This is a genomic window from Oryzomonas rubra, from assembly GCF_008369015.1.
Taxonomy (GTDB): domain Bacteria; phylum Desulfobacterota; class Desulfuromonadia; order Geobacterales; family Pseudopelobacteraceae; genus Oryzomonas; species Oryzomonas japonica.
Genome location: NZ_SRSD01000008.1, coordinates 147,797 through 172,749 on the forward strand (window position 1 = coordinate 147,797; position 24,953 = coordinate 172,749).

At 60.9% G+C, this 24,953-nt stretch carries 21 protein-coding genes; 8 read left to right on the forward strand and 13 right to left on the reverse strand.

Annotated features, from left to right (window positions below):
* Window positions 1–28: 28 nt before the first annotated feature.
* Genes ET418_RS13610 through ET418_RS13625 form a run of 4 tightly spaced genes read right to left on the reverse strand, consistent with a single transcriptional unit; the run spans window position 29 to window position 3,295 of the window.
* Entirely contained in the window at window positions 29–733 is a 705-nt protein-coding gene (locus ET418_RS13610) for an ABC transporter ATP-binding protein (protein ID WP_149308399.1), read from the reverse strand.
* On the reverse strand, window positions 733–1,503 hold the full coding sequence (locus ET418_RS13615) for an ABC transporter ATP-binding protein (RefSeq protein WP_149308401.1): 771 nt from the start codon (window positions 1,501–1,503) through the stop codon (window positions 733–735). The genes ET418_RS13610 and ET418_RS13615 overlap by 1 nt, the downstream gene beginning before the upstream one ends.
* Window positions 1,503–2,417 carry a branched-chain amino acid ABC transporter permease gene (locus ET418_RS13620; protein WP_149308403.1) on the reverse strand — a complete coding sequence of 305 codons (915 nt, stop codon included), beginning with the start codon at window positions 2,415–2,417 and terminating at the stop codon, window positions 1,503–1,505. The genes ET418_RS13615 and ET418_RS13620 overlap by 1 nt, the downstream gene beginning before the upstream one ends.
* Before the next feature lie 2 nt (window positions 2,418–2,419).
* The gene (locus tag ET418_RS13625) at window positions 2,420–3,295 is read right to left on the reverse strand and encodes a branched-chain amino acid ABC transporter permease (RefSeq protein ID WP_149308405.1); all 876 of its coding nucleotides are present in this window, start codon (window positions 3,293–3,295) and stop codon (window positions 2,420–2,422) included.
* Between the two features lie 211 nt (window positions 3,296–3,506).
* On the opposite strand from ET418_RS13625, the gene ET418_RS13630 reads away from it, so the two are divergent.
* Window positions 3,507–4,397 (forward strand): DMT family transporter, encoded by an 891-nt coding sequence (locus ET418_RS13630; RefSeq protein ID WP_149308407.1) that lies wholly within the window; start codon window positions 3,507–3,509, stop codon window positions 4,395–4,397.
* Between the two features lie 78 nt (window positions 4,398–4,475).
* Here the strand turns inward: ET418_RS13630 and ET418_RS13635 are convergent, their stop codons facing one another.
* The 5 genes from ET418_RS13635 to ET418_RS13655 form a co-directional block, all read right to left on the reverse strand.
* Entirely contained in the window at window positions 4,476–4,697 is a 222-nt protein-coding gene (locus tag ET418_RS13635) for a NifU family protein (RefSeq protein ID WP_149308409.1), read from the reverse strand.
* A 139-nt stretch (window positions 4,698–4,836) separates the two neighbouring features.
* Window positions 4,837–6,234 (reverse strand): aspartate ammonia-lyase, encoded by a 1,398-nt coding sequence (locus tag ET418_RS13640; protein ID WP_149308411.1) that lies wholly within the window; start codon window positions 6,232–6,234, stop codon window positions 4,837–4,839.
* Between the two features lie 114 nt (window positions 6,235–6,348).
* Window positions 6,349–7,560 (reverse strand): tyrosine--tRNA ligase, encoded by a 1,212-nt coding sequence (gene tyrS, locus ET418_RS13645; protein ID WP_149308413.1) that lies wholly within the window; start codon window positions 7,558–7,560, stop codon window positions 6,349–6,351.
* Between the two features lie 180 nt (window positions 7,561–7,740).
* On the reverse strand, window positions 7,741–8,517 hold the full coding sequence (locus ET418_RS13650; RefSeq protein ID WP_149308415.1) for a carbon-nitrogen family hydrolase: 777 nt from the start codon (window positions 8,515–8,517) through the stop codon (window positions 7,741–7,743).
* Window positions 8,518–8,527: 10 nt separating this feature from the next.
* A complete protein-coding gene (locus ET418_RS13655) occupies window positions 8,528–10,870 on the reverse strand; it encodes a DNA translocase FtsK (RefSeq protein ID WP_149308417.1) in 2,343 nt (780 codons plus the stop codon).
* A gap of 152 nt (window positions 10,871–11,022) precedes the next feature.
* On the opposite strand from ET418_RS13655, the gene ET418_RS13660 reads away from it, so the two are divergent.
* The 4 genes from ET418_RS13660 to ET418_RS13675 all read left to right on the forward strand — a co-directional run bounded on the left by ET418_RS13660 (window position 11,023) and on the right by ET418_RS13675 (window position 16,082).
* Window positions 11,023–11,379: a nitrous oxide-stimulated promoter family protein gene (locus ET418_RS13660; protein WP_149308419.1), complete on the forward strand. Its 357-nt coding sequence runs from the start codon at window positions 11,023–11,025 to the stop codon at window positions 11,377–11,379.
* A gap of 95 nt (window positions 11,380–11,474) precedes the next feature.
* Window positions 11,475–12,215 carry an ATP-binding protein gene (locus ET418_RS13665; RefSeq protein ID WP_149308421.1) on the forward strand — a complete coding sequence of 247 codons (741 nt, stop codon included), beginning with the start codon at window positions 11,475–11,477 and terminating at the stop codon, window positions 12,213–12,215.
* Between the two features lie 119 nt (window positions 12,216–12,334).
* The gene (locus ET418_RS13670) at window positions 12,335–15,349 is read left to right on the forward strand and encodes an ATP-binding protein (protein ID WP_246153081.1); all 3,015 of its coding nucleotides are present in this window, start codon (window positions 12,335–12,337) and stop codon (window positions 15,347–15,349) included.
* A gap of 205 nt (window positions 15,350–15,554) precedes the next feature.
* Entirely contained in the window at window positions 15,555–16,082 is a 528-nt protein-coding gene (locus ET418_RS13675; RefSeq protein WP_149308425.1) for an O-acetyl-ADP-ribose deacetylase, read from the forward strand.
* 10 nt (window positions 16,083–16,092) lie between these two features.
* Here the strand turns inward: ET418_RS13675 and ET418_RS13680 are convergent, their stop codons facing one another.
* The gene (locus ET418_RS13680; protein WP_149308427.1) at window positions 16,093–17,349 is read right to left on the reverse strand and encodes an EAL and HDOD domain-containing protein; all 1,257 of its coding nucleotides are present in this window, start codon (window positions 17,347–17,349) and stop codon (window positions 16,093–16,095) included.
* 202 nt (window positions 17,350–17,551) lie between these two features.
* Here ET418_RS13680 and ET418_RS13685 point away from each other — a divergent pair, with 202 nt between their 5' ends.
* The 3 genes from ET418_RS13685 (at window position 17,552) to ET418_RS13695 (ending at window position 23,625) form a co-directional block, all read left to right on the forward strand.
* Window positions 17,552–19,516: an ABC-F family ATP-binding cassette domain-containing protein gene (locus tag ET418_RS13685; protein WP_149308429.1), complete on the forward strand. Its 1,965-nt coding sequence runs from the start codon at window positions 17,552–17,554 to the stop codon at window positions 19,514–19,516.
* A 508-nt stretch (window positions 19,517–20,024) separates the two neighbouring features.
* Entirely contained in the window at window positions 20,025–21,878 is a 1,854-nt protein-coding gene (locus ET418_RS13690) for a phosphoenolpyruvate carboxykinase (GTP) (RefSeq protein ID WP_149308431.1), read from the forward strand.
* Window positions 21,879–22,032: 154 nt separating this feature from the next.
* Complete coding sequence (locus ET418_RS13695; protein ID WP_149308433.1) at window positions 22,033–23,625, forward strand: phosphoenolpyruvate carboxykinase; 1,593 nt, start codon at window positions 22,033–22,035, stop codon at window positions 23,623–23,625.
* Window positions 23,626–23,672: 47 nt separating this feature from the next.
* Here ET418_RS13695 and hypA read toward each other — a convergent pair whose 3' ends face one another.
* The 3 genes from hypA to ET418_RS13710 all read right to left on the reverse strand — a co-directional run bounded on the left by hypA (window position 23,673) and on the right by ET418_RS13710 (window position 24,878).
* A complete protein-coding gene (hypA, locus tag ET418_RS13700; RefSeq protein WP_149308435.1) occupies window positions 23,673–24,008 on the reverse strand; it encodes a hydrogenase maturation nickel metallochaperone HypA in 336 nt (111 codons plus the stop codon).
* Between the two features lie 133 nt (window positions 24,009–24,141).
* Window positions 24,142–24,348: a hypothetical protein gene (locus tag ET418_RS13705; protein WP_149308437.1), complete on the reverse strand. Its 207-nt coding sequence runs from the start codon at window positions 24,346–24,348 to the stop codon at window positions 24,142–24,144.
* Window positions 24,349–24,542: 194 nt separating this feature from the next.
* Entirely contained in the window at window positions 24,543–24,878 is a 336-nt protein-coding gene (locus tag ET418_RS13710; RefSeq protein ID WP_149308439.1) for a cytochrome C, read from the reverse strand.
* Window positions 24,879–24,953: the final 75 nt, after the last annotated feature.

Here is a 24,953-nt window from a genome sequence, read left to right on the forward strand (position 1 = left end):
GCGTCACGATACATAGGGCAAGGGGCGCTTATTCCCCCAGGTAGGCTTTCCTGACCTCGGGGTTGCGTGCCAGCTCCCCGGCGTCGCCGGACAGGACCACCTCACCGGTTTCCAGCACATAGGCGCGGTGGGCGATGGACAGGGCCATGGAGGCGTTCTGCTCTACCAGCATGATGGTGGTGCCGGATTTGTTGATCTCCACCACGATCTCGAAGATCTTCTCCACCAGCATGGGGGCTAGCCCCATGGAGGGCTCGTCCAGGAGCAGCAGGCGCGGGTTGGACATGAGCGCCCGCCCCATGGCCAGCATCTGCTGTTCGCCACCGGAGAGGGTGCGGGCCGGTTGCTTGCGGCGTTCGGCCAGGCGGGGGAACAGGGTGAAGGCGCGCTCGATCCCCTGGGCGACCTCCTGCTTGCCGGAGAGGATGAAGCCGCCCATCTCCAGGTTTTCCTGTACGCTCATGCGGGCGAAGACGCGGCGCCCTTCCGGGACCTGGCAGATCCCCTTGCGCACGATCAGGTGCGGGGCCATGTGGGTGATCTCCGTGCCTTCAAAGGCGATGACGCCGCCCATGGAGGGGACGATGCCGGAGATGGTGTTGAGTATGGTGGTCTTGCCGGCGCCGTTGGCGCCGATGAGGGCGACGATCTCCCCCTGTTCCACGCGGCAGGAGACGTCGTGCAGGGCGCGGATGGCGCCGTAGTTGACGGAAAGGTTCTCGACCGACAGCATCAGTTCGTGGCTCCTTTCCCCAGGTAGGCCTCGATGACGGCCGGGTTGGCCCGGACCTCCTCGGGACGGCCGTCGGCGATCTTGACGCCGTAATCCAGGACCGCGATGCGGTCCGAGAGCCCCATGACGAATTTCATGTCGTGCTCCACCAGAAAGACGGTCACCCCGGAGGCGCGGATGTTGCGCACCATCGTCAGGAGGGTCTGCTTCTCCTGGGGGTTCATGCCGGCTGCCGGCTCGTCCAGCAGGATCAGGGCCGGTTCGATGGCCAGGGCCCGGGCGATCTCCAGGCGGCGCTGTTCGCCGTAGGGGAGGTTGCAGGCCAGTTCGTAGGCCTTGTGGGCCAGGTCCACCTGGGAGAGGCAGCGTATGGCCAGTTCCAGGAGCCGCCCCTCTTCCCGGCGCACCGGGGGGAGCAGTTTGAGCAGCGCGCCGGTCAGGTTCCAGCTTCCCCTGGTATGGGCGCCGATCAGGACGTTTTCCAGGACGGTGAGTTCGTTGAACAGGCGGATGTTCTGGAAGGTGCGGCCGATGCCTCCGCCTGCGATGATGTGGGGTTGCAGTCCGGCGATGCTTTTGCCCTTGAAGCTGATGCCCCCCTCCGTGGGGGGGTAGATGCCGGTGATGAGGTTGAAGATGGTGCTCTTGCCGGCGCCGTTGGGGCCGATCAGGGCCATGATCTCCCCCTCTTCCACATCCAGGTTGACGCCGTTTACCGCAACCAGGCCACCGAAACGGATGGTGGCGTTATCAAGTTTGAGCAGCGCCATCAGTGTTTCTCCTCCAAGGTGCGAACCGCGCCGCGCGGCCTCACCCCCAGCTTGCGCAGCACCAGGTCGGTGAAGTTGATGCCCCCCAGGAGCCCGTTGGGGCGGAAGACCATCAAGAAGACCATGAGGGCGCCGTAGACCATCATGCGGTACTGGGACATGAACCGCAGGAATTCGGGGGCCGCGGAGAGGATGGAAGCGCCGAAGACCGCGCCCGGGATGCTTCCCAGGCCGCCCAGGACGATCATGCTGAGCATGTCCACGGACTTGAGAAAGCCGAAGTCGGACGGGTTGATGTACCCCAGGAAATGGGCGTAGAGGCAGCCGCCGGTCCCGGCCATGAAGGCGCTGACCGCAAAGGCCTGGACCTTGTAGCGGGCGATGTTGATACCCATGGATTCCGCCGCGATCTCGTCGTCCCGGATCGCCTTGAGGGCCCTGCCGAAGCGGGAATTCTGGATGAAGGTCGAGGCGATGATGGTCAAAATGGCGACGATCAGTACGATCACCGGCATGGGCAACGCGGATTGTGGGGGTGGGACGGTCAGGCCCAGGGCCTTGTTGGTGATCTCCAGGTTGAGGAAGACCACCTTGACGATCTCGGCAAAACCCAGGGTGCAGATGGCCAGGTAGTCGCCGGTCAGCCGCAGGATCGGCCAGCCGATCAGGGCGGCCACGGCGGCGGTGAAGAGGCCGCTCAGGATGAGGGTAAGGTAGAACGGGGTGCCGACCTTGAGGGTCAGGAGCGCGCCCGCGAAGGCGCCGACGCTCATGAAGGCGGCATGCCCCAGTGACAACTGGCCGGTCAGTCCGGTGATGATGTTGAGACCCAGCGCCAGGATGATCCCGATGCCGATGTTGACCAGAATCTGCAGGAAATAGGGGTCGATGGAATTGACAAAGCCTTGCAGCATGTTCAGACCTTCTTCAGGATCTTGCGGCCCAGGAGCCCGGTGGGCCGGACCAGCAGCACCAATACGAGAATGGCGAAGGCGATGGCGTCGCGGTAGGAGGAGTAGCCGATGGCCACCCCGAATACCTCGGTCACGCCCAGGAGGAGGCCGCCCAGCATGGCCCCCGGTATGGAGCCGATACCTCCCAGGACGGCGGCGGCAAAGGCTTTCAGGCCGGCCATCAGGCCCATGTTGAAGGAAACGGCGTTAAAGAGCATCCCCACCAGCACGCCGCCGGCGGCGGCCAGGGCCGAACCGAGGGCAAAGGTGAAGGAGATGACGAAGTTGACGTTGACCCCCATGAGGGCCGCGGTGTTGTAGTCTTCGGAGGTGGCCCGCATGGCCTTGCCGACCTTGGTCTTCTGAACGATGAACTCCAGGCTGATCATCAGCACCGCCGACACGCCGATGATCAGGAGTTGCAGGGTCGAAATGTCCGCGTCTCCGATGCTGATCTGGTGCGAGGGAAATGCCTGATCGGGAAAGCCCTTGGCGTTGGCGCCGAAGACCATCAGGGCCAGGGAGGAGAGGAAGGTGGAGACGCCGATGGCGGAGATGAACGCCGAGAGCCGGGACGACTTGCGCAGGGGGCGGTAGGCGATGAACTCGATGACGACCCCCATGATCATGCAGAAGATCATGGCGCAGGCCATGGCCAGGAAGATATTGAGCTTGAAGACGCCCACCATGAGGAGGCCGACGAACGCCCCGGCCATGAAGATCTCGCCGTGGGCGAAATTGATCAGGGCAATGATGCCGTACACCATGGTGTAACCCAGGGCGATCAGGGCGTAGGTGGAGCCCAGGGCAATGCCGTTGATGAGTTGTTGCAGGAACATGCAGGATATCCCGTGATTATGCGTAAAAGTGTATGAAAACAGGTGCCTTTTACAAAGAAAAAAAGCATTGTTTTTTATCACGGTAAACAGTACGCCTGCAAGCGAATTGTGCGATCTGTTACATTTTGTTTAATTTAAAGGAAAAATTGTGTGATATACACACGAATACTCTCTTCGGCAGGATCACCTCTCTCCATCGGAAAAGGACAGCATGCATACAAGCGAACGTCAGACCATGCGCGGGTACTGCGCCCTGGCTGCTGCGGCCTCCATCTGGGGCGGCATGTACGTGGTCAGCAAATATACCCTCGATTTCATCCCCCCCTTCACCCTGCTCTGGCTGCGGTACGTCACCGCCTTTATCACACTCTACCCGCTGGCCGCGCGTCAAAAGACCGTCCCACTGACCCGCAGTGACCATCGCGCCTTTATCGCCGTAGGCTTTGTGGGCTACTTCGTCTCGGTCGGCCTGCAGTTCATCGGGACGCGCCTCTCCTCGGCCCACAACGGGGCGATCCTCACCTCCGCCAGCCCGGTCTTTATCCTGCTCTTTGCCTGGCTCATGCTGGGGGAACGCCTGATCCCCCGCAAGCTGTTTTCGGTGCTGCTGGCGAGCATCGGGGTCATCATCGTTGTGGGGTGGGACACTACCGCCACCGGCAGCCGGGTACTGGCCGGCAATCTGGCCCTGATCGGCGCCGCCGTCACCTGGGCGCTCCTGTCGGTCCTGGCCCGGAAATTCTCGGCCAGCCTGTCCCCTCTGGTCATCACCACCGGGGCCATTTTCTGGGCCACTTTGATGACGACCCCGGCGATGGTCATCGAATGGCGCTTCCTGCCGGTCAGCGGGTTGGGTAATCCCGTGCTCTGGGGGGCGGTGCTCTACCTGGGGGTTGTTTCCACTGCAGGGGCCTTCTATCTCTGGAACAAGGGGATGAGTCTGGTGGAGGCCGGCTCCGGTTCGGTCTTCTTCTTTCTGCAGCCGGTGGTGGGGGCGCTCCTGGGGTGGCTGGTGCTGGGGGAACATCTGTCGCTGTCGTTCTTTGTCGGAGGCGGGGTGATTCTGCTGGCGGTGCTGATCGTTTCCTATCGCCGGGCTTGACCCCTCTTCGGCGCTTTCAACGCACTGCGGGGGAAACGGCAGACCGTTTCCCCCGCAAGCGAGTCATGGTTAGCAAGCTTATACCTGCACCACTTCCTTGACGCCGGGGACCTGCTCCTTCACGGCCCGCTCGATGCCCATCTTGAGGGTCATGGTGGACATGGGGCAACTGCCGCAGGCACCCTTCAGACGAACCTTGACGACGCCATCGTCGGTCACCTCCACCAGTTCCACATCGCCGCCATCGGCCTGCAGGCCGGGCCGCACCATTTCAAGTACCTTTTCGACTTCTGCTTTCATCGCTGTTCTCCTTTTTGGTATGTGTAATGACACAAAGTCGTGAAAACCGAGTCACCAGGGAGGCATGATGGAGGGGCCTTCATTCTGCACATCCCTGTAAAACCGTTTATCAGCCCTGTGTTCCCCTGCTCAAGTGGTATCAACGTAACGGCAACCCCGGTTCGGTCAGGTGTTCCGGCTTCATGACCGCTTCCAGTTCCGTTTCCAGCATCAGGCCGCGTTCCAGCACGATCTGCCGGATGGACTTGCCGGTCGCCACCGATTCCTTGGCCACGTCGGCCGCGGCGTTGTAACCGATGTACGGCGCCAGCACCGTCACCAGCCCCAAAGATTCCTCCAGATAGCGGCGGCAGCGTTCCGCATTGGCCTGTATTCCCAGTATGCACGATTCGGTGAATTTGCGCACGCCGTTTGTGAGCAGTTCCATGGCGAACAGCACATTGTAGGCGATCAGCGGCATCATCACGTTCAACTCCAACTGTCCGGCCTGGGCCGCCAACATGACCGCCTGGTCGCACCCGATCACCTGGAAGCAGACCATGTTGATCATCTCGGCCATGGAGGGGTTGATCTTCCCCGGCATGATCGAGGAACCGGGCTGGACCGCCGGCAGACGGATCTCGTCCAGGCCGGTGCGCGGCCCGGAGGCGAGGAGGCGCAGGTCGTTGGCGATGCGGCCGATGGCGACCGCCGTCCCCCGCAGGGCCGCAGAGAGTGCCAGGAAGGGGTCCATGTTCTGCATGGCCTCGAACAGGTTGCCGCTGGCAATGACCGGAAAACCGGTTGCAGCGGCCAACTCCTCCACCATGCGTTTGCGGTAGTCCGGTTCGGCATTCAGGCCGGTGCCCACGGCGGTGCCGCCGATGCCCACTGCCAAAAGCGCCGGAAGGCATCCCTCCAACCCCTCGCGGCTCCGACGCACGGCCTCGGCATAGGCGCCGAACTCCTGTCCCAGGCGGATCGGTACCGCATCCTGCAGGTGGGTGCGCCCCGATTTGAGGATCGGGTCAAACTCCCGGGCCTTGTCGGCCAAGGCCTTCTCCAAACCCTCCAGGACCTCCAACAGCGGATCGAGCATTTTGAGCGCTGCCAGGCGGATGGCGGTGGGGATCACGTCGTTGGTGGACTGGGCCATGTTGACATGGTCGTTGGGGTGCAGGGTGGAGAAGTCTCCCCGCTCCCTGCCCAGAAGCTCCAGGGCCCGGTTGGCCAGGACCTCGTTGATGTTCATGTTGTGGGAGGTGCCGGCCCCCGCCTGGAAGGGATCGACCACGAACTGCGCGTCGAATTTGCCGGCCAACGCCTCGTCGGCTGCCGCCACGATGGCATCGCCGATCTCGGCAGGGAGCCTGCCGCCGGCCATGTTGGCCTTGGCCGCCGCCCTCTTGATGGCCACCGTGGCCCACACAAAGGCGGGATGGGGCTTCAGGCCGGAGATGGGGAAGTTGCGTACCGCCCGTGCCGTCTGGGCACCGTAATACGCCTCGGCGGGGATTTCCATCTCGCCGAGGGTATCTTTTTCCTTGCGTGTGGTCATAGGTGCACCCCCTTTCACGATCTCATCATCTCCTGCTTATTCTACCACGCCGGAGACAGGGGAGCGCATGATAACTTCCCATGAAGCCGCTTGCGGCCAGGCCTGGGAAATAGTTCAGGCGATCACGATCCTGGCAAACCTGCGCTTGCCGATCTGGACGATGTACTCGCCGGCGCTGGCCAGCTCCAGGTTAGTGTCGCTGACCTTTTCGCCGTTCAGCTTGACCCCTCCCTGGTCGATGGAACGCCTCCCCTCGCCGTTGGACTTGGTCAGGCCGGCCTCTGTCATGGCACGGGCCAGGAGTACCGGGCCGTCGGCCAGGGGGTAGCCGACCTGGGGCATCTCGTCCGGGATCTCGTTCTCCTTGAAACGTTTGACGAAATTTTCCTCCGCGGCCTCGCCGGCCCCGGCACCGTGGAAACGGGAGACGATCTCGCGTCCCAAGGCCTTCTTGGCCGCCATGGGGTGGACGGAATGATCCTCCAGCCCGGCCTTCAGTCGTTCCAGTTCGGCCAGCGGCATGTCGGAGAGCAGTTCGTAGTAGCGCAGCATCAGGTCGTCGGAGATGGACATGACCTTGCCGAAGATCTCGTCGGGGGCCTCGCTGATGCCGATGTAGTTGCCCAGGGACTTGGACATCTTGTTGACCCCGTCCAGCCCTTCCAGGAGCGGCATGGTCAGGATGCACTGGGGCGGCTGGCCCCACTCCCGCTGCAGTTCGCGCCCCATGAGCAGGTTGAACTTCTGGTCGGTGCCGCCCAGCTCCACGTCCGAGTGGAGCGCCACCGAATCGTACCCTTGGATCAGGGGGTAGAGGAACTCGTGGATGCTGATCGGCTGCTGGCTGGTGAAGCGCTTGTTGAAGTCGTCCCGCTCCAGCATGCGGGCCACGGTGTATTTGGAGGCCAGGCCGATCATGCCGCCGGCGTCCAGTTTGTTGAGCCACTCGGAGTTGAAAACCACCTTGGTCTTGGCCGGGTCGAGGATCTTGAAGACCTGCTCCTTGTAGGTTTCGGCGTTCCTGAGCACATCTTCGCGGGTCAGAACCTTGCGGGTCACGGATTTGCCGGTGGGGTCGCCGATCATGCCGGTGAAGTCGCCGATGAGGAAGTTGACCTCATGCCCCAGTTGCTGGAACTGGCGCAGCTTCTGGATCAACACGGTATGGCCCAGGTGCAGGTCCGGGGCGGTCGGGTCGAAGCCGGCCTTGATCTTCAGGGGAACCCCGGTTTTGAGGGACTTCTCCAGCTTTTCTTCCAGTTCCTTTTCAACAAGGATTTCCACGGCGCCGCGCTTAATGACGGCCATCTGCTCTGCTACGGACATATCTCTGACTCCCGGTATGGATAGAATTCTAGAATCTTTAGAATCTGCCACAGAGACACAGAGACACGGAGGAACATAGAGAAAAAACAAAAGAAATAAAATTTGGTACAAGCCCTGAGTTCGTGATCTTAATGCTTTTCTCTGTGTCTCCGTGTCTCTGTGGCGGACTTTTTGTTTGCATCAGTAGTACTCGGGCCGGCGATCGTTGAAGCAGGGTATCTGAGCCCGCCAGTCCGCCATGGCCTGCATGTCCAGGTCGGCTACGATTTCGCTCTCACCGTCGCCCGCCTCGGCCAGCACCTCACCCTTGGGATCAATGACCATGCTCATGCCGAAGAGCTCCAGCTTGCCGATGGGGCCGCAGGCGTTGCAGGCCACCACGAAGAGCTGGTTTTCGATGGCCCGGGCGCGGAGTAGCGTGCGCCAGTGTTCCTCCCGGGGGCGGGGCCACTGGGCCGGAATGCAGATCACTTGGGCCCCTTCCACGGCCAGCCGGCGGGAAAGCTCGGGGAACCGCAGGTCGTAGCAGATGATCACGCCGACCTTGCCTACGGAGGTCTCGGCCACCAGCCAGCGGTTGCCGCCGGAAAAGGCGCGATCCTCCCCCAAAAGGGAGAAGAGGTGGATCTTGCGGTAGACCCCGGCCAGGGTGCCGTTGTCGGCCAGGAATACGGTGTTGAACACCTTGTCCCCGTTGGGTTCGGGCATGCTGCCGACGATCACCAGTTTCAGATCCCGCGACAGGGCCAACAACTCCTCGACGATCCCGGCGGTACGCTGGGCCAGTTCGTTGAGGCTCTTGTAGGCGAAGCCGCTGGACCACATCTCCGGCAGCACAACCAGGTTGGCACCCTGTGCGGCGGCGCGTCGCAGGGCCTCCCGGACATGGGCCAGGTTGGCGTCCACTGCACCCTGCCTGACGTTGAACTGGATAGCGGCTGCCCGTAGCGAACTCATTGGTTTCACCTCACCGCGTCAGCTGGGAATTCAGGTAGGCATTGATGATGTCCGTGTAGATCTCCCGGGGTTTGCTGGTGCCGTCGCTGAGGGCGACCATGCCTTCCCGTTCCATCATCTCGATGATGCGCGCAGCCCGGTTGTAGCCGATGCGCAGACGGCGTTGGACCATGGAGATGCTGGCCTGTTTGGTCTCGGCCACCAGCCGCAGAGCATCCTCCCAGCGCTCGTCCTGTTCCTCTTCCTCCCCGTCGCTCCCCTTCTCGTCCGTATCCTTCATCTCCAGGATCGATTTCTCGTAGACCGGTTTGCCCTGCTTCTTGAGGAAATCCACCACCCGCTGGACCTCGGCGTCGGAGACAAAGGCGCCGTGGATGCGTTGCAGCTTGGAGGTGCCGGGCGGCATGTAGAGCATGTCGCCGGCCCCCAGGAGGCTCTCGGCTCCGTTGCAGTCCAGGATGGTGCGCGAATCGACCTTGGACGACACCTGGAAGGAGATGCGCGACGGCAGGTTGGCCTTGATCAGGCCGGTGATGACGTCCACCGACGGGCGCTGGGTCGCCAGGATCAGGTGAATGCCCGAGGCGCGGGCCTTCTGGGCCAGGCGGGCGATGTGCTCCTCCACCTCGCGGCCGGCCACCATCATCAGGTCGGCCAACTCGTCCACGATGACCACGATGTAAGGGAGATGGCTGTGTTCCAACTCCTCCTCGGCGTCCACGGCAAAAGGAATCGGATCGACAACCGCCTCACCCTCCTCGACGATCTCTTCCAGATCTTCGATGATCTCGGCCTCGGGGATGGCGCTCAACTCTTCCTGCTCCAAGGCCTCCCCGGCCAGCTTCTTGTTGTAGGACTCGATGTTGCGCACGCCCTTGTTGGCCATCAGTTTGTAGCGGCGCTCCATCTCGTTGACCGCCCATTTCAGGGCCAGAGAGGCCTTCTTGGGCTCGGTCACCACCGGCAGCAGCAGGTGGGGGATGCCCTCGTACATGGAAAATTCCAGCATCTTGGGATCGACCATGATCATGCGCACATCCTGAGGCGTGGCGGTGTAGAGCAGGGAGAGGATCATGGTGTTGATGGAGACCGACTTGCCCGATCCGGTGGAGCCGGCCACCAGCAGATGCGGCGCCTTGCCCAGGTCCGTGACCACCGGGATGCCGGCGATGTCCTTGCCCAAGGCCAGGGGGAGCTTCATCTTGTTGTGGTGAAACTCCTCGCAGTTGAAGATTTCCCGCAGGAAGACCATGTCCCGGTCGCGGTTGGGGACCTCGATCCCCACCACCCCCTTGCCGGGAATGGGGGCCACGATCCGGATCGACATGGCCTGCAACGCCATGGTAAGGTCATCGGCCAGTCCGGCGATCCGGCTGATCTTGATGCCGGGGGCGGGGGAAAACTCGTACATGGTGATGACCGGACCGGGGCAGATCTCCACCACCTCGCCGTCGATGCCGTAGTCCTTGAGTTTCTTTTCCAAAAGCCGGGCGTTCATGGTCAGGGCGTCCCGATCCAGCTTCTTCTCGGTGACCGGAGGATTGTCCAGCAGGGAGAAGGGGGGGGTAAGGAAGTCGCCGTCGGCCTTGATGAACTCGAAGGATTCCTGGACCGAGGCGCTCTTTTCGGCTTCCTTTTTCCTGGCCTTCTCTTTTTTGAACACATTGGCCTGGACCGGCGGCGGAGTTGCCGGTTTGATGACCGGCCCGGCCGCTGCCGCGGCAACCGGCATCCCCTCCTGCTTGGCCTTTTCCCGCTGGCGCTCCTTGAGCCCGTGGGCGCGGCGTTCCTGCCAGGCGAGCCATTTGTGCTTGAGGGTTTCCAGCCACCACCCGGCAAAGAGGATGAAGGAGAAGCGCGACAGGATCATGATCGAGGCCGCCAGGAGCGGCAGCAGCAGGAGCATGGAGCCGGTTACGCCGACCGTTGCCCGGAGCTGGCGGGCGGCGATCACCCCCACGGCGCCGCCGGTGGGCACCTGCTGACCCAGGAACATGGTCTTGTCCCGGAAGAAGGCGAACAGGACGGAAAGGGTGAACATCAATCCGAAAAACGCCAAAAGCTTGTAGGAACGCAGGCGGATCTCTTTGAAGCGGAACAGGGTGTAGGCCATGTACAGGAGGGCCAGGGGGACCAGGTAGGAGGCCAGGCCGAAGCAGATGAAGAACAGGTCGGCCACCTGGGCGCCCAGACGCCCCCCCAGGTTATGGACGGTACCCTCGTTGGAGTAGCTGTTGAAGGAGACATCGCCGGCGTTGAAGGTCACAAACGCCAGCAGGATGAAGACGCCGACCGTGGTGAGCGCCATCCCCTGTAGTTCTTTGGTAAGTTTTTCTTTTCTTTGCTCTGCCATGGGGTCTATAGACTCTAAATTCGCAATCCGGTAGTGATGAAATCGGGTCATATTACCTGCAATCCGGGGGGAGAGGCAAAGGAAAAAATGGAGCCGGCCCGCAAAAGGAGTTTATTTGACCTTTGTCATGTAAGATTCCGGGATAAGGGGGCATGATGACAATCATGGAAGCGCTTACAAAGCAGCAGAAAAAGGATATCAGGCTGATCGGCAGGTTTGTGGAGGTCTACTGCACCGGCAAGCATGGGGCCGGCGGACATTCGCGGTTTTGCCTTCCGGAAGGGGTGGGAGAGCACACCCTGTGCGCAGAATGCGCCGAATTTATGGCCTATGCCGTCGCCCGGCGGCTGAAATGCCCCCTGGAGGCGGAGAAGCCGACCTGTAAACGGTGCCGGATTCATTGTTACAACGAGGCAAACCGGGCAAAGGTGAAGGAGATCATGGCCTATTCCGGGAAGAAACTGCTGTTGCGAGGGCGGCTTGATTACCTCTGGCATTATTTCTTCTGAAATCGAGAGTCATAACCTGCCACAGAGACACAGAGGAACACAGAGATAAAGGCCGAATCAAAAAAATACGAACATTCTGAAAAAAGGAGAAAAACATGTTGAGAAAGATCGTAAAGATAGATCAGGAAAAATGTGACGGCTGCGGGTTGTGCGTCCCCTCCTGCGCCGAAGGGGCCATAAAGATCGTTGACGGCAAGGCGCGCCTTTCGGCGGACAACCTGTGCGACGGCCTGGGTGCCTGCCTGGGCGAGTGCCCGCGTGACGCCATTACCGTTGAAGAACGGGAGGCCGACGGATTCGATGAAGCGGCCGTTGAGCAGCACCTGGCAACCCACGGGAAACCTGCGCCGCATCATCACGCCGCACCGGCACCGGCTCCTCACCACGGCGGCGGGTGCCCCGGCTCCCGCGCCATGAGCTTCGCCCGTCCGCAGGAGGCGGCCGCTTCAGAACCCACCGGCAGCCGCCAGAGCCAACTGGCCCAGTGGCCGGTGCAACTGCACCTGGTCTCCACCAGCGCCCCCTATTTTCAGGACGCCGACCTGCTGATCACGGCCGACTGCGTGCCGGTGGCCTATGCCGGCTACCACGAGGATTTCCTCAAGGGGCGCGCCGTTGTCATGGGCTGCCCCAAACTGGACGACAACCAGTTCTACCAGCAGAAGCTGACCGAACTCTTTATCCGTTCCGATATCAAGAGCGTCACGGTGCTGAAGATGGAGGTGCCCTGCTGCGGGGGGATCGCCGTAGCTGCCCGGCAGGCCATCGCCGCCAGCGGCAAGCAGATACCCTACAAAGAGGTTACCATCGGCATTCAGGGGCAGATCAAGGAATAGGATTCCGTTGCGGGGGTGTTCCAATAAGGCTTTTATTGCTGGCAGACGTTGCGAGTTTGAGTTAGTATACAAAGTTTGCATTATTGGAATTAAGTAATAAAATGCCCTGGAGCACCCCCGTGAGGCAACGGTCCGCACTTACCATCACTCAGTTCAAGACACGCGTCAGGTTTATCGTCGGGCTGCTGCTGGTGGTTGTTATCGCTATCTCGGCCTGGCACATGGTTTCCGAACGCCACGCCATCGTCAATGCTGCCGAAAAACAGTCCGAGGGGTATGCCCGCGCCCTCGGAGAACATGCCGGCAGCGCCTTTGCCGAGGCGGACCGCGCCTTGCAGGATATCGCCAGCGAGATCGATCAGCGCGGGGGGGTGGAGCGGGTCGATCAACGCACCCTGTTCCACCTCATCAGGCGCCAGGGAGGCGACACCCCCCAGATCGGCGCGATCTTCATCGTCAACCGCAACGGGGTCATGGCGGTCAATTCCCTGGAGTTCCCTTCCCGGCAGATCAACGTTGCCGACCGCGACTATTTTCTTTCCGGCAGGGGCAATCCCCACGCCGGGCTCTTTTTCAGCAGACCGCTCGTGAGCCGGCTGAGCAATTGCTGGCGTTTCACCATGACACGGCCGCTCGTTGCGGCGGACGGCAGCTTCTCCGGGCTGGTGGCGGCGGCTTTCGAGATCGATTACTTCCATCGCTTTTATACCTCGACGAGCCTCGGGCCGCGCGGCAAGGTGCTTCTGATCCGAACCGACGGGGCACCGCTGGTGAACGAGCCGTTTGCCGAAAATGCCTATACGACCGATTTCCGACAGTCCGCTCTCTTCCGGCGCTACCTTCCCCATGCCCCGGCAGGAACCTTTCGCGGCTCTCAGAGTCCCCAGGATACCATCCCCCGCATTATTTCATACTATCGGATTTCCCGCTTTCCCGTCGTGGCTGTTGTCTCCCTGCACCAGGGCGACTTCCTGGATTCCTGGCGGCAGAAAGCCGTTTTTCAGGCAACCATCCTGGCCGGCCTCAGCCTCACCATCCTCCTGCTGATGCACCTGTTGCTGAATTACCTCGACCGGCTGCAGGGGACGCAGAACTCCCTGCGGGAGGAACAGGAACAGGTCCGGCTCAAGGCGGCGCAAATCGATGCCGCCAACGACGCGATCCTGTTGACGGATAGCGAGGGGCATCTGCTGCACGTCAACACTACCCTGTGCCACATGACCGGCTTTACCCAGGACGAACTGCTGCGCAAGAACCTCCGTGACCTACAGACCCCGGAATTTGTGGCCTGTACTGATGTCCACACCGCCACGACCCTGGAACGCGGCGAAGCGATCTTCGAGTCGGCCTACCTTGTCAAAGGTGGAGCGGTCCTGCCGGTGGAAATCCATGCCCGGGCCATGACGGATGATGGGAAGGGCCTGATCCTCAGCATCGTCAGGGATATCAGTGAGCGCAAGCGCAACGAACTGCGCGAGCATACCAGGCTGCGCATCCTGGAAGAGATGGCGACCGGCGCCGGTCTGGCGGACCTCCTGCTCCATATTGTCGGTTTTGTGGAGCAGGAGTGCAGAGGCGCACTCTGCTCCATACTCCTGCTGGATGAGGATGAACAACACCTCCGCCGTGGCGTCGCCCCGAGCCTCCCCGATTTCTATAACCAGGCCGTTGACGGGCAACGGCCCGGTCAGTGGTTGCTGTCCAGCGGGGCGGATGGCCGCCGATACCGGCGGATGATCGTGGATGATCTGGCGGCACACCCCTCGTGGAGAGACTTCATCCCCGCCCGGGAAGCGGGCCTGCGCGCCTGTTGGGCGGAACCGGTGTTTTCGTCGGAGGATGAGTTGCTCGGTACCGTTGCCATGTACTACCGGGAGCCACGGACACCGGATCAATTCGAGATCCGGATGATCGAGACCGCCGCACATCTCGCCAGCATCGCCATCGGACGCTTCAAGATCGAGGAACGGCGGAACCATCTTGAGGTGCAACTGCACCATGTGCAGAAGATCGAGGCCATCGGGCAGTTGGCCGGCGGGATCGCCCATGACTTCAACAACCTCCTGACCCCCATACTCGTCTATGCCGAAATGATGCAGAACAAACTGGCCAAGGACGACCCCCTGAGGGGCAAGACCCAGGGGATTATCTTGGCGGCCTGCAAGGCGCGGGATCTGACCCAGCAGCTTCTCAGCTTCGGGCGCAAGCAGATGCTCACGATCCAGCCGGTGGACCTGAACGGGATCGTCCGCATGTTCCAGGATATCCTGCGCCGCACCATTCGGGAGAGTGTCTCCATCGATATCCGTCTGGCGCCGGGAAAGGTCGTCATCCTGGCGGATCGCGGCCAGATCGAGCAGGTCCTGCTCAATCTGGCGGTCAATGCCCAGGATGCGATTACGGGGAACGGCACCATCATCGTCGAAACCGGCCATGTGGTGCTGGACAACGAGTACGCCCGCCTGCATCCCGGCATGCGGCCCGGTCCCTATGCCTTGCTGGCCTTCAGCGACAATGGCTGCGGCATGGATGACAAAACCCTGGTGCACATCTTCGAGCCGTTTTTCACCACCAAGCAGATGGGGCATGGGACAGGGCTCGGCCTGGCTACGGTCTACGGCATCATCAAGCAGCACGAAGGGTATATCACCGTGAGAAGCGGCAGTGGGGAAGGGACGACCTTCTGCCTCTATCTGCCGCTCGGCCACCATGAAACGGCCATAAAGGAGCTGGAGCCCGTTGCACCGACGGTGGCGCCCGGTACGCCACGCGGCGGGAGCATCATGGTTGTGGAGGACAACGACATGGTCCGGGAGATGGCGGTGGAGTTGCTGGAGTCATCGGGCTATCGCGTGCTTGTGGCGGACCATCCCGCCGCGGCCCGGGAACTTGCCCGGCAGAACAGGTCCATCATCGACCTGCTGGTAACCGATGTGGTCATGCCGGAGATGAACGGCAGGGATCTGTACGGCTGTTTGCATGAATCCCTACCCAAGCTCAGGGTGTTGTATATTTCCGGTTACGCCAATGAGCTCTTTGTCCACGACGGGATGCTCGAAGAGGGAATTGATTTTCTCCAGAAGCCGTTCACGGCGGAACGTTTTCTGGAACGGGTCAGGCAGGCGTTGGCGTGATGGAGCCGCTGTTCAAGGAAGGAGCGGCCCGTCGGCGTAAACGCCTGCGGGCCGTTCCTGTTTCAGGGGGGGCACGCAGATGAACCGCCGTCCTTTCATGGGGAGGGAGGCTTCCCATGAAGATATCCCGGGGTATCCCCCTCCGCCATGGGGCCGGTGTGGTATACTTACCGGTAACGATATCCCACCTGCCGGGAGCAAGACCATGAACCCACGAATCGAGATCATACGGGGAGACCTCACGCATATGGCCGTGGACGCCATTGTCAATGCCGCCAACAACACCCTGCTGGGAGGCGGCGGGGTGGACGGCGCCATCCATCGGGCGGCCGGGCCGGGACTGGTGGCGGAATGCGCCGGCCTGGGGGGATGCGAGACCGGGGATGCCAAGATTACCAGAGGCTACCGGTTGGCTGCGCGCCATGTCATCCATACCGTTGGCCCTGTCTGGCGCGGCGGCGCCCAGGGGGAACCGGATCTTCTGCGAAGCGCCTATAGGCGCTGTTTTGAAGTGGCCGCAAAGAGCGGGCTGGCGAGCATCGCGTTTCCGGCCATCAGTTGCGGAGTGTACGGCTACCCCATGAAGGCTGCGGCCCTGATCGCGCTGGCGGCGGCAAAGGAGGCCGCGGAGTGCGATCCCGCGCTGGAACGGGTCGTCTTCGTCGTGTATAACGACGAGGCGCTTCAGGTCTATCGGCATGCGGCCGCGGCCCTGAAACTGGAAACGGATTGAGGGGGGAGCGCTACTGGGGAGGTTCCTTGTCTTCCGAGATGCTGGTCCGCCAGTTGAAGGCGTCCAGTTGGGCGGTCAGCAGGGTTGCGATGGGGATGTCGCAGGTTTCGGTCAGGTTGGTGACTTCGCCGAAGTTGGTCTGTTCCAGGGTCTCGGCCAGGGCCAGAAGGGCACCCAACTTCCCCTCGCGGTTGATAAGCGCCGCGGAGATTTCGTCGTTCAACTGCAATTCGCGCACTACCCCCTCCACGGAGGTCTCGAAAAGCACATCGACCAGTGACAGGATGCCGAGCATGAAGGCCGCCTCCACCTGCTCGCTGCCCCGGGGCAGGTGGTAACGTTCCATGACCAGGTACTCCAGCAGGCGTCCCCGAACGGCGGCCATCTCCAGCAGGGGGTTGTCGACCCCGCGGCTGTCGGCGCTGGCAAAGATGGCCAGTTGGACCCAGCGGCGCAGCTTGCCGAGCCCGAGCAGCATGATGGCGTGCCGCAGACTCTTGATCTTCTCCCGCAGCCCCAGATGCACCGAGTTTACCAGTTTCAGCAGGTTGTACGACAATTCCGGGTGGTCCCTGAATACCTCCTCGATCTTGCCGAAATCCGTTTCGCTCTTAAGGTGGCCGAGCAGCCGCAGCATAGCCATCTTGGAAGGTTCGAGCCCTTTGCGCTTGAGCACCACCGGCCGTTCGAAGAAGTAACCCTGGAAGAGCTCGAAGCCCAGCTCGAGGCAGTCCTGGAACTGCTCCTGGGTTTCTATCCGTTCCGCCAGGAGCGTGAGGGGAAACTGGCGGAGCGCGGCGACGGCCTCGTGCAGGATGGCGGGATCGGTCTCCAGGAGGTCGATCTTGACGATGTCCACGAAGCTATACAGATCGTGGTGATCCGGGGAATAAATGTGATCGTCCAGGGCGATGCGGAAATTCTTGGCCTTGAGTTCGCTGCAGCGCTCCTTGACCGCGCCGGTCAGTGCCACCGACTCGAGCAGCTCCAGGATGGTTTGCTTGGGAGGCAGGACTTCGACCATGTCCGAGAAGAGCACATCGTGGGTGACGTTGATGAAGCCATCCTTGTCCCCCAGCACATTGCGGAAGCCGAAGTTGGCCATGGCGCTGGATATGACGCTCATGCTGGCCTGGTCCTGGCTTTCGAATTCGCTGTAATTTTTCTCGGTCGAACGGAAGAGGAGCTCGTATCCCACGATCTCCTGACGGATGTTCAGGATCGGCTGGCGTCCCAGAAAAAATTTTGTAAGCGATGGTCCGTTCATGGCTGGCTCTACCCGCGCCCGAAGCGCAATTCTCCCCATGTTTGCCGATTGTCCCGCCGGTCGGGCGGACGAAAGGATGGTAAACTTTACCATCGTATTGCCAGGAATGCGAATGTAAATTTGCAGGGCTCCCCCGGCGAATATGCCCGCGGACCACGCGCGTCACTTGCCGATGACGCCTCTGTTGTGCTACAACAATGCCATGCTTCAACTCATAAATATCTCCAAAGACTTTGCCGGCAACCCGCTCTTTACCGCCATTTCCTGGCACCTGAAAAAGGGTGAGCGGGTCGCCCTGGTAGGCGAGAACGGCGCCGGCAAATCCACCCTGATGAAGATCATTGCAGGACTCAGCGAGCCCACCTCGGGCGAGATCCAGCTTGCCCGGGGCGCAAAGGCCGCCTATCTGCCCCAGGACGGCATCGTCACCAGCGGGCGCACCCTGTTCCATGAAGCGCGGACGGCGCTTGCCGAACTGCTGGCCATGGAGGATGAGTTGCACCGCCTGGGGCAGGAATTGGAGCGGCTCCCCCATGATGCCGCCGAACATCCCGCGGCCCTCCAGCGTTATGGAGATCTCCAGGAACAGTTCCGCCACCGGGGCGGCTACACCATGGAGGCTGAGATCGGGACGGTGCTGAAGGGGTTGGGGTTTTCCCAGTCGGACTGGCAGCGGGACTGCGGCGAGTTCTCCGGCGGCTGGCAGATGCGCATCGCGTTGGCCCGTTTGCTCCTGCAGAAGCCGGACGTGCTGCTCCTGGACGAGCCGACCAACCACCTGGATATCGAGGCCCGCAACTGGCTGGAGGAGTACCTCTGTTCCTATCCCGGTTCGGTGGTCCTGGTCTCCCATGACCGTTTCTTCATGGACCGGGTCTGTAGCCGGATCAGTGAGGTCTGGAACCATACCATCGCCGACTACCATTGCAGCTACTCTACCTACCTCGTGCAGCGGGATGAACGGGTCACGGCCCTGCGGGAGGCCAAGCGCCGTCAGGACGAGGAGATCGAGAAGTCCGAGGACTTTATCCGCCGTTTCCGTTATCAGGCCAACAAGGCCTCGCTGGTGCAGTCGCGCATCAAGCAGTTGGACAAGATCGAACGGATCGTGCTGCCGCCGGAGCGGAAAAAGATCCGTTTCCACTTCCCCCCCGCCCCCAAAAGCGGCAAGACCGTCATGGAACTGAGGGGCCTGACCAAGGCCTACGGCGACCATGCGGTCCTCAACCAGGTGGACCTCGTTATCGAAAAAGGGGAGCGGGTCGCACTGGTGGGGCATAACGGGGCCGGCAAGTCAACCCTCATGTCGGTCCTGGCCGGCGCCGAATTCCAAGGGGGGGAACGGACCCTTGGGCACAACCTCGTCATGGATTACTTTGCCCAGGACCAGGTCAGTGTTCTGGACGCCACGCGCACCGCCTACGATGAGCTCTATGCCGACGCCCCCTATGATATGGTCCCCCGGTTGCGGGACATCCTGGGCGCCTTTCTCTTCTCGGGGGACGACATCCACAAGAAGGTCGGCGTTCTCTCCGGCGGCGAGCGCAACCGCCTGGCCCTGGCCAAGATGCTGCTGCGCCCGTCCAACCTGCTGCTGATGGACGAACCGACCAACCACCTGGACCTGTTCAGCAAGGAGGTGCTGCTGGACGCCCTGCGCTCCTTCGACGGTACGGTAGTGTTCGTCTCCCACGACCGCTATTTCGTCAATGGTCTGGCCACCCGCATCGTGGAGGTCGATGGCGGCACCCTGGTCAATTACTACGGCGATTACGAGTATTATCGGGAGAAAAAGGAGCGGTCCGAGCCGCCGGCCGCCGCATCTCCCAACGTCGTGCGGGCCGCCGTCGCTGCGCCGGGGGTGTCCGACGACTCAGGTGCAGCCGCACCGCTGCCGCTCCCCGAGATGACCAGGGAAGAACGCAAGAAGGGGCGCGAGGAGGAAAAACAGCGCAAGCGGGAGGAGCAGGGGCGCCAGAAACAGTTGGCCGCCGTGGAGTCGGAGATTACCCGCACCGAGGCCGAGATCGCCCGCCTGGAGGTGGAGATGAATGGGCCCGGCTTCTTCGACGACCCCCAGCGGGGCGCGGAGGCGGGCGAACGTCATGTTGCCCTGAACGTCCGGTTGGAGGAGCTGTATGGGGAATGGGAGGGGCTGTCGGGGTAGGCTGCCGGCCGATAGGACCATGGCTATGCCGCCTTGTTGTCTCCAGCCAGCTCCTTTATTCTGCCTAAAAGCGATGGGCCACCCCTTTACAACCTACCGGATAACTGCAAGGCAGTTCAGGCAGTTAAGCCTGGCGAAACCGGATTTATCCTCTATGGCATTTATTTAGTAAAACGCTTTTGCATTTTGATAATCCCTGTGGTATTTAGTACAGATAAATTTTTTATGTTATTGCATGGGGAAGCAGGACAGCAAAATTCAACGGTGTTTACCTGTAGCCACAGGGTTGAAAGCGGGCCCGAAAAAGGTTGCCGAGGTTTTCACCCAGAACCCAGCCATTGCCCTAACCAGCCTGATCATGGCCGTTTGCCCGCCCTTCTTCCGCCGCAATTCCCATCGATATACTGCGCTAACACCGTCAGTATAATCAATCATGCTACCTATCTTGACCAAGATCTTTCCGGTTTTATTAGGTATGAAACTTACTTAAACATGAGGAGGAAGTGGTATGGGTTACGAGGTAAAGAACGAGCAGTTGCGGAAGTGGGTCGAAGAAGTTGCGGCGTTGTGCGAACCCGATGCGATACATTGGTGTGACGGCTCCGATGAGGAGTACGACAACCTTTGTAACCTGCTGGTGAAGAGCGGAACCTTTCGGAAGTTGAACGAGGCGAAACGTCCCAACAGTTACCTGGCCTGGTCCGACCCCAGCGATGTGGCCCGCGTCGAGGACCGCACCTTCATTTGCAGCCTTTCCAAACAGGATGCCGGACCAACCAACAACTGGATGCCTCCCAAGGAGATGAAGGAAACCCTGCACAAGCTCTTCAAGGGCTGCATGAAGGGGCGTACCATGTACATCATCCCCTTCAGCATGGGACCGCTCGGCTCCAACATCGCCAAGATCGGGGTGGAGATCTCGGATTCTCCCTACGTTGCCGTCAACATGCGGATCATGACCCGCATGGGCAAGGCTGTTCTGGATGTGCTCGGCGACGGCGAATTCGTCCCCTGTCTCCACTCGGTGGGTGCTCCGCTGCAGCCGGGCAAAAAGGACGTGATCTGGCCGTGCAACAAGGAAAAGTACATCGTCCACTTCCCGGAAGAACGTTCCATCTGGTCGTTCGGCAGCGGTTATGGCGGGAACGCCCTGCTCGGCAAGAAATGTCTGGCCTTGCGGATCGCCTCCAAGATCGCCAAGGACGAAGGGTGGCTGGCCGAGCATATGCTCATCCTGGGGATCGAATCGCCTAAAGGCGAGAAAACCTATCTGGGGGCGGCTTTCCCCAGCGCCTGCGGCAAGACCAACCTGGCCATGCTGGTGCCGCCCGCATCCTTTAAGGAGAGCGGCTGGAAAATCTCCACCGTGGGCGACGACATCGCCTGGATCAAGCCCGGCCCCGACGGGCAGCTGTATGCCATCAACCCCGAAGCGGGTTTTTTCGGCGTGGCCCCCGGCACCAACGTCAAAACCAACCCCAACGCCATGGCGTCCTGCTCCCGCAACACCATCTTTACCAACGTCGCTTTGACGCCGGACGGCGATGTCTGGTGGGAAGGGATGAGCGATGAGCCGCCCGCAGAGTTGACCGACTGGCAGGGCAACGCCTGGACCCCCGGTTGCGGCAGGAATGCCGCCCACCCCAACTCCCGTTTCACCGCGCCTGCGGGGCAGTGCCCTTCCATCGATCCCGAATGGGAAAACCCCAAAGGGGTGCCGATCAAGGCCTTTGTATTCGGCGGCCGCCGCAACAACGTCATCCCCCTGGTGTACCAGGCATTCAACTGGAGCTACGGCGTTTACCTGGCCGCGACCATGGGTTCCGAGACCACGGCCGCTGCGGTGGGCAAGGTCGGCAACGTGCGCCGCGACCCGTTCGCCATGCTCCCCTTCTGCGGGTACCATATGGCCGATTATTTCAATCACTGGCTCCAGGTTGGACGCACCAACCCCAACCCGCCGCGCATCTTCAGCGTCAACTGGTTCCGCAAAGACGCCAACGGCAAGTTCCTCTGGCCCGGTTATGGCGAAAACATGCGGGTGCTGAAATGGATCGTTGACCGGGCCAATGGGCGGGGGTCGTCCACCGAAAGCCCCCTGGGCTGGATGCCGCGCTACGAGGATCTGGACTGGACCGGGTTGGACAACGTCACCCGCGAGCAATATTCCGAGTTGACGTCCATTGACCGGGATGTGTGGAAGGAAGAGGTTCTTTCCCATGAGGAGTTGTTCGTCAAGATGTACGACCGCCTCCCCAAGGAATTCCTCCATATCCGTGAACTGATCCTCTCCAGCCTGTGGCGTTCCCCGGAACATTGGGAGCAGATCGGCGAGGTCAATCCCGAAGGGTGGAATGAATAAGGGCCGCTACAGCCACTGAACCCCGGCCCGTGCCGGGGTTATCAAACTTAAGAAAGCTGGGTAAGACGCCGCAGGGGTATGGTTTCTCGCCCAGCTTTTTTTTAAAACCGCTCCGCAGGGAATAACCGCCATATATCACACGGGAGGTGCGACGATGAAATTCAACGATGTCACCCGCGGTACAGGGCTTGAGGAACACGGCATCACCAATGCGAACCTGATCTTCTGGACCCCTCCCACGGCGGTCCTCTACGAACAGATCATCAAGCGCGGCGAAGGGCTCGTCTCCCACCTGGGAGCCATTGCCGTCAAAACCGGCCATTACACCGGACGGGCCGCCAATGAAAAATTCATCGTCGATGAACCGGCCTCCCGCGACAACATCGCCTGGGGCAAGGTCAACAAGCCGTTTGATCCGGCCAAGTTCGACGCCCTCTATAACCGCATGCTGGCCTATATGCACGGCAAGGACCTGTTCGTGCAGGACTGCTTTGCCGGTGCCGACCGGGAGCACCGCCTCCCGATCCGGGTCATTACCGAGAAGGCCTGGCAGTCGCTCTTCGCCCGCAACATGTTCGTGCGCGCCACCCAGGAGGAACTGGCAACCATCCGCCCCGAGTTCACCGTCGTCAACATGCCGAACTTCCACGCCGTTCCGACGGTGGACGGCACGAACTCGGAGACCTTCATCATCGTCAACTTTGCCAGAAAGCTGATCATCATCGGCGGCACCAGTTACGCCGGTGAAAACAAGAAGTCGGTCTTCACCATCCTCAATTACCTCCTGCCGATAGAAAAGAAGATCCTTTCCATGCATTGCTCGGCCAATGTGGGGCCAGCGGGGGACACGGCCATATTCTTCGGCCTCTCCGGGACCGGCAAGACCACGCTTTCGGCCGATCCTCACCGTTCGCTGGTCGGCGACGACGAGCACGGCTGGGATGACAAGGGGGTTTTCAACTTCGAGGGGGGGTGTTACGCAAAAATCATCAGACTTTCCAAGGAGGCCGAACCGGAGATCTACGAAACGACCCGCAGATTCGGCACCATTCTGGAAAACGTCGCCATCGACACCCAGAGCCGCAGGGTAGACCTGGACGACGATTCGTTCACCGAAAATACCCGGGCATCCTATCCCCTGACCCACATACCCAACATCGTGCTCTCGGGCACGGCCGGACATCCCAGTAACATCATCATGCTGACCTGCGACGCCTACGGCGTGCTGCCGCCCATTGCGCGGCTCACCAAGGAGCAGGCCATGTATCACTTCCTCTCCGGTTACACCGCCAAGGTCGCCGGCACCGAAGCGGGGGTCAAGGAGCCCTCGGCCACCTTTTCCACCTGCTTTGGCGGCCCGTTCATGCCTCTTGACCCGGCGGTGTATGGTGAACTGCTCCGGGAAAAGATCGCCCGGCACACGGTTTCCTGCTGGCTGGTCAATACCGGTTGGAGCGGCGGCCCCTACGGCGTCGGCTCGCGCATGAAGATCGCCTATTCGCGCGCCTTGGTCAACGCCGCCCTCGATGGCACCCTGATCGCCGGGAGCTTTGAGAAGGACCCCTTCTTTGGTCTGGATATCCCCACCAGCTGCACGGGGGTGCCGGCGGAGGTGCTGAATCCGCGCAACACCTGGGCCGATAAGGCCAAATACGATGAAGCCGCCCGGAAGCTCGTCGAGTTGTTCCGGGGAAATTTCGAGAAGTATCGGGCCTCTGTCCCGGATGACGTGGCAAACGTCATGTGATCCGGCTCTAAAGCAAAAAAGGGCGCTGCTTCCGGCAGCGCCCTTTTCTATTCATCCACCTCGATTTCCCGGACCCGCATCTCTTCCCCTGTTTCGATGGTCACCCGATAGCCGCCGCAGCGGCTGCACGATCCAAAGGCCGCGGTGAGCGGCGTGTCCGTCCCGCAATCCAGGCAATGCCCCCGGCCCGGAATCCGCAGGATATTCAGGCGCGCCCCCTCCAGCAGGGTGCCGCGGCTGCATGCCTCGAAGCAGAACTCCACCGCGTCGGGGACAACGCTGCTCAGTTCCCCGATCTCCACGTCCAGTGAGAGCACGCGCCTGCCGCCGGCATGTTGTTCGCAAATATCGATGATTCCCTGGGTTATGGACATCTCGTGCATGGTGGGCTCTCCTGCGGTAGCGCGCATTCACCCGCTGCGCTGCATTGGTACTGCTCGAACTCGGATAATTGAACACAAAAAAAGCCTGCGGGTTACCCCGCAGGCTTGTGCAATCCACACAGGGAAAGCAGAATTACTTCTTGTCGGCAGCAGGAGCTTCCGGAGCCTTAGGAGCTTCAGCAGCAGGAGCTTTAGCGGAAGACATCGGTTTCTGCTCAGGAGCCGGAGCAGCGGCAGGAGCCGGAGCAGGAGCAGGAGCTTCTTCCGTTTTTTTCTTGCAGCCAGCAGCAAAAACGGTAGCAAGGGCCAGTACCAGCGTCAGGGAGATCAGTTTTTTCATTTTGTGTCACCTCTTTCTCTTAGAATTCACCATTTGAACGCTATGCGCATGGTTTTGAAAATCAAACACGAAATATACTCGCAAAAAAAACTATGTCAATATTTTTTTGTGCAAATAGAGCTATTTTTTTAGAAAAAATAATTAGAACACAAATTAAACCGTCTGCGGCACCGGTGCGCTGTGGGCCGCGGAGATCAGTGGTGAAAGCGCCCTTTACGCCCCTGATGCGCCGGCGTCGGTGATTTGTGACAATCAAAACATGCCAACTCCTCGACCTTTTTGGTGTCAAGGGGAGATTGCTGTTTGCCCTGCTGGGAGAGGTTATATTCCGGCGTCTGGAAATATTGCCTGCCCCGTTCATCGGACACCATGGCCGGTTGATAGGTGACCTGCCAATTGGTGGAGATCGCCAATGTGTGGCACTGGTCGCAACCGCCGGGTGGCGGGATGCTCTTCCAGGCGGAGAACATGGTGCAGCCGCTGAGAGCCAGGCCAAGGGTCGCCGCAACAGAGGCAACAAGATATTTCATGATGGTGCTCCTCGCAAGGGTTGACGACAAAGCTTACCCTCTGATCTTGACCTAAGCAAGTCATTTTAAGCAAAT

Coding starts and splice junctions, on each gene's coding strand:
- ET418_RS13610 (WP_149308399.1), bottom strand. CDS start 733: ATGCTGTCGGTCGAGAACCTTTCCGTCAACTACGGCGCCATCCGCGCC.
- ET418_RS13615 (WP_149308401.1), bottom strand. CDS start 1,503: ATGGCGCTGCTCAAACTTGATAACGCCACCATCCGTTTCGGTGGCCTG.
- ET418_RS13620 (WP_149308403.1), bottom strand. CDS start 2,417: ATGCTGCAAGGCTTTGTCAATTCCATCGACCCCTATTTCCTGCAGATT.
- ET418_RS13625 (WP_149308405.1), bottom strand. CDS start 3,295: ATGTTCCTGCAACAACTCATCAACGGCATTGCCCTGGGCTCCACCTAC.
- ET418_RS13630 (WP_149308407.1), top strand. CDS start 3,507: ATGCATACAAGCGAACGTCAGACCATGCGCGGGTACTGCGCCCTGGCT.
- ET418_RS13635 (WP_149308409.1), bottom strand. CDS start 4,697: ATGAAAGCAGAAGTCGAAAAGGTACTTGAAATGGTGCGGCCCGGCCTG.
- ET418_RS13640 (WP_149308411.1), bottom strand. CDS start 6,234: ATGACCACACGCAAGGAAAAAGATACCCTCGGCGAGATGGAAATCCCC.
- tyrS (WP_149308413.1), bottom strand. CDS start 7,560: ATGTCCGTAGCAGAGCAGATGGCCGTCATTAAGCGCGGCGCCGTGGAA.
- ET418_RS13650 (WP_149308415.1), bottom strand. CDS start 8,517: ATGAGTTCGCTACGGGCAGCCGCTATCCAGTTCAACGTCAGGCAGGGT.
- ET418_RS13655 (WP_149308417.1), bottom strand. CDS start 10,870: ATGGCAGAGCAAAGAAAAGAAAAACTTACCAAAGAACTACAGGGGATG.
- ET418_RS13660 (WP_149308419.1), top strand. CDS start 11,023: ATGATGACAATCATGGAAGCGCTTACAAAGCAGCAGAAAAAGGATATC.
- ET418_RS13665 (WP_149308421.1), top strand. CDS start 11,475: ATGTTGAGAAAGATCGTAAAGATAGATCAGGAAAAATGTGACGGCTGC.
- ET418_RS13675 (WP_149308425.1), top strand. CDS start 15,555: ATGAACCCACGAATCGAGATCATACGGGGAGACCTCACGCATATGGCC.
- ET418_RS13680 (WP_149308427.1), bottom strand. CDS start 17,349: ATGAACGGACCATCGCTTACAAAATTTTTTCTGGGACGCCAGCCGATC.
- ET418_RS13685 (WP_149308429.1), top strand. CDS start 17,552: ATGCTTCAACTCATAAATATCTCCAAAGACTTTGCCGGCAACCCGCTC.
- ET418_RS13690 (WP_149308431.1), top strand. CDS start 20,025: ATGGGTTACGAGGTAAAGAACGAGCAGTTGCGGAAGTGGGTCGAAGAA.
- ET418_RS13695 (WP_149308433.1), top strand. CDS start 22,033: ATGAAATTCAACGATGTCACCCGCGGTACAGGGCTTGAGGAACACGGC.
- hypA (WP_149308435.1), bottom strand. CDS start 24,008: ATGCACGAGATGTCCATAACCCAGGGAATCATCGATATTTGCGAACAA.
- ET418_RS13705 (WP_149308437.1), bottom strand. CDS start 24,348: ATGAAAAAACTGATCTCCCTGACGCTGGTACTGGCCCTTGCTACCGTT.
- ET418_RS13710 (WP_149308439.1), bottom strand. CDS start 24,878: ATGAAATATCTTGTTGCCTCTGTTGCGGCGACCCTTGGCCTGGCTCTC.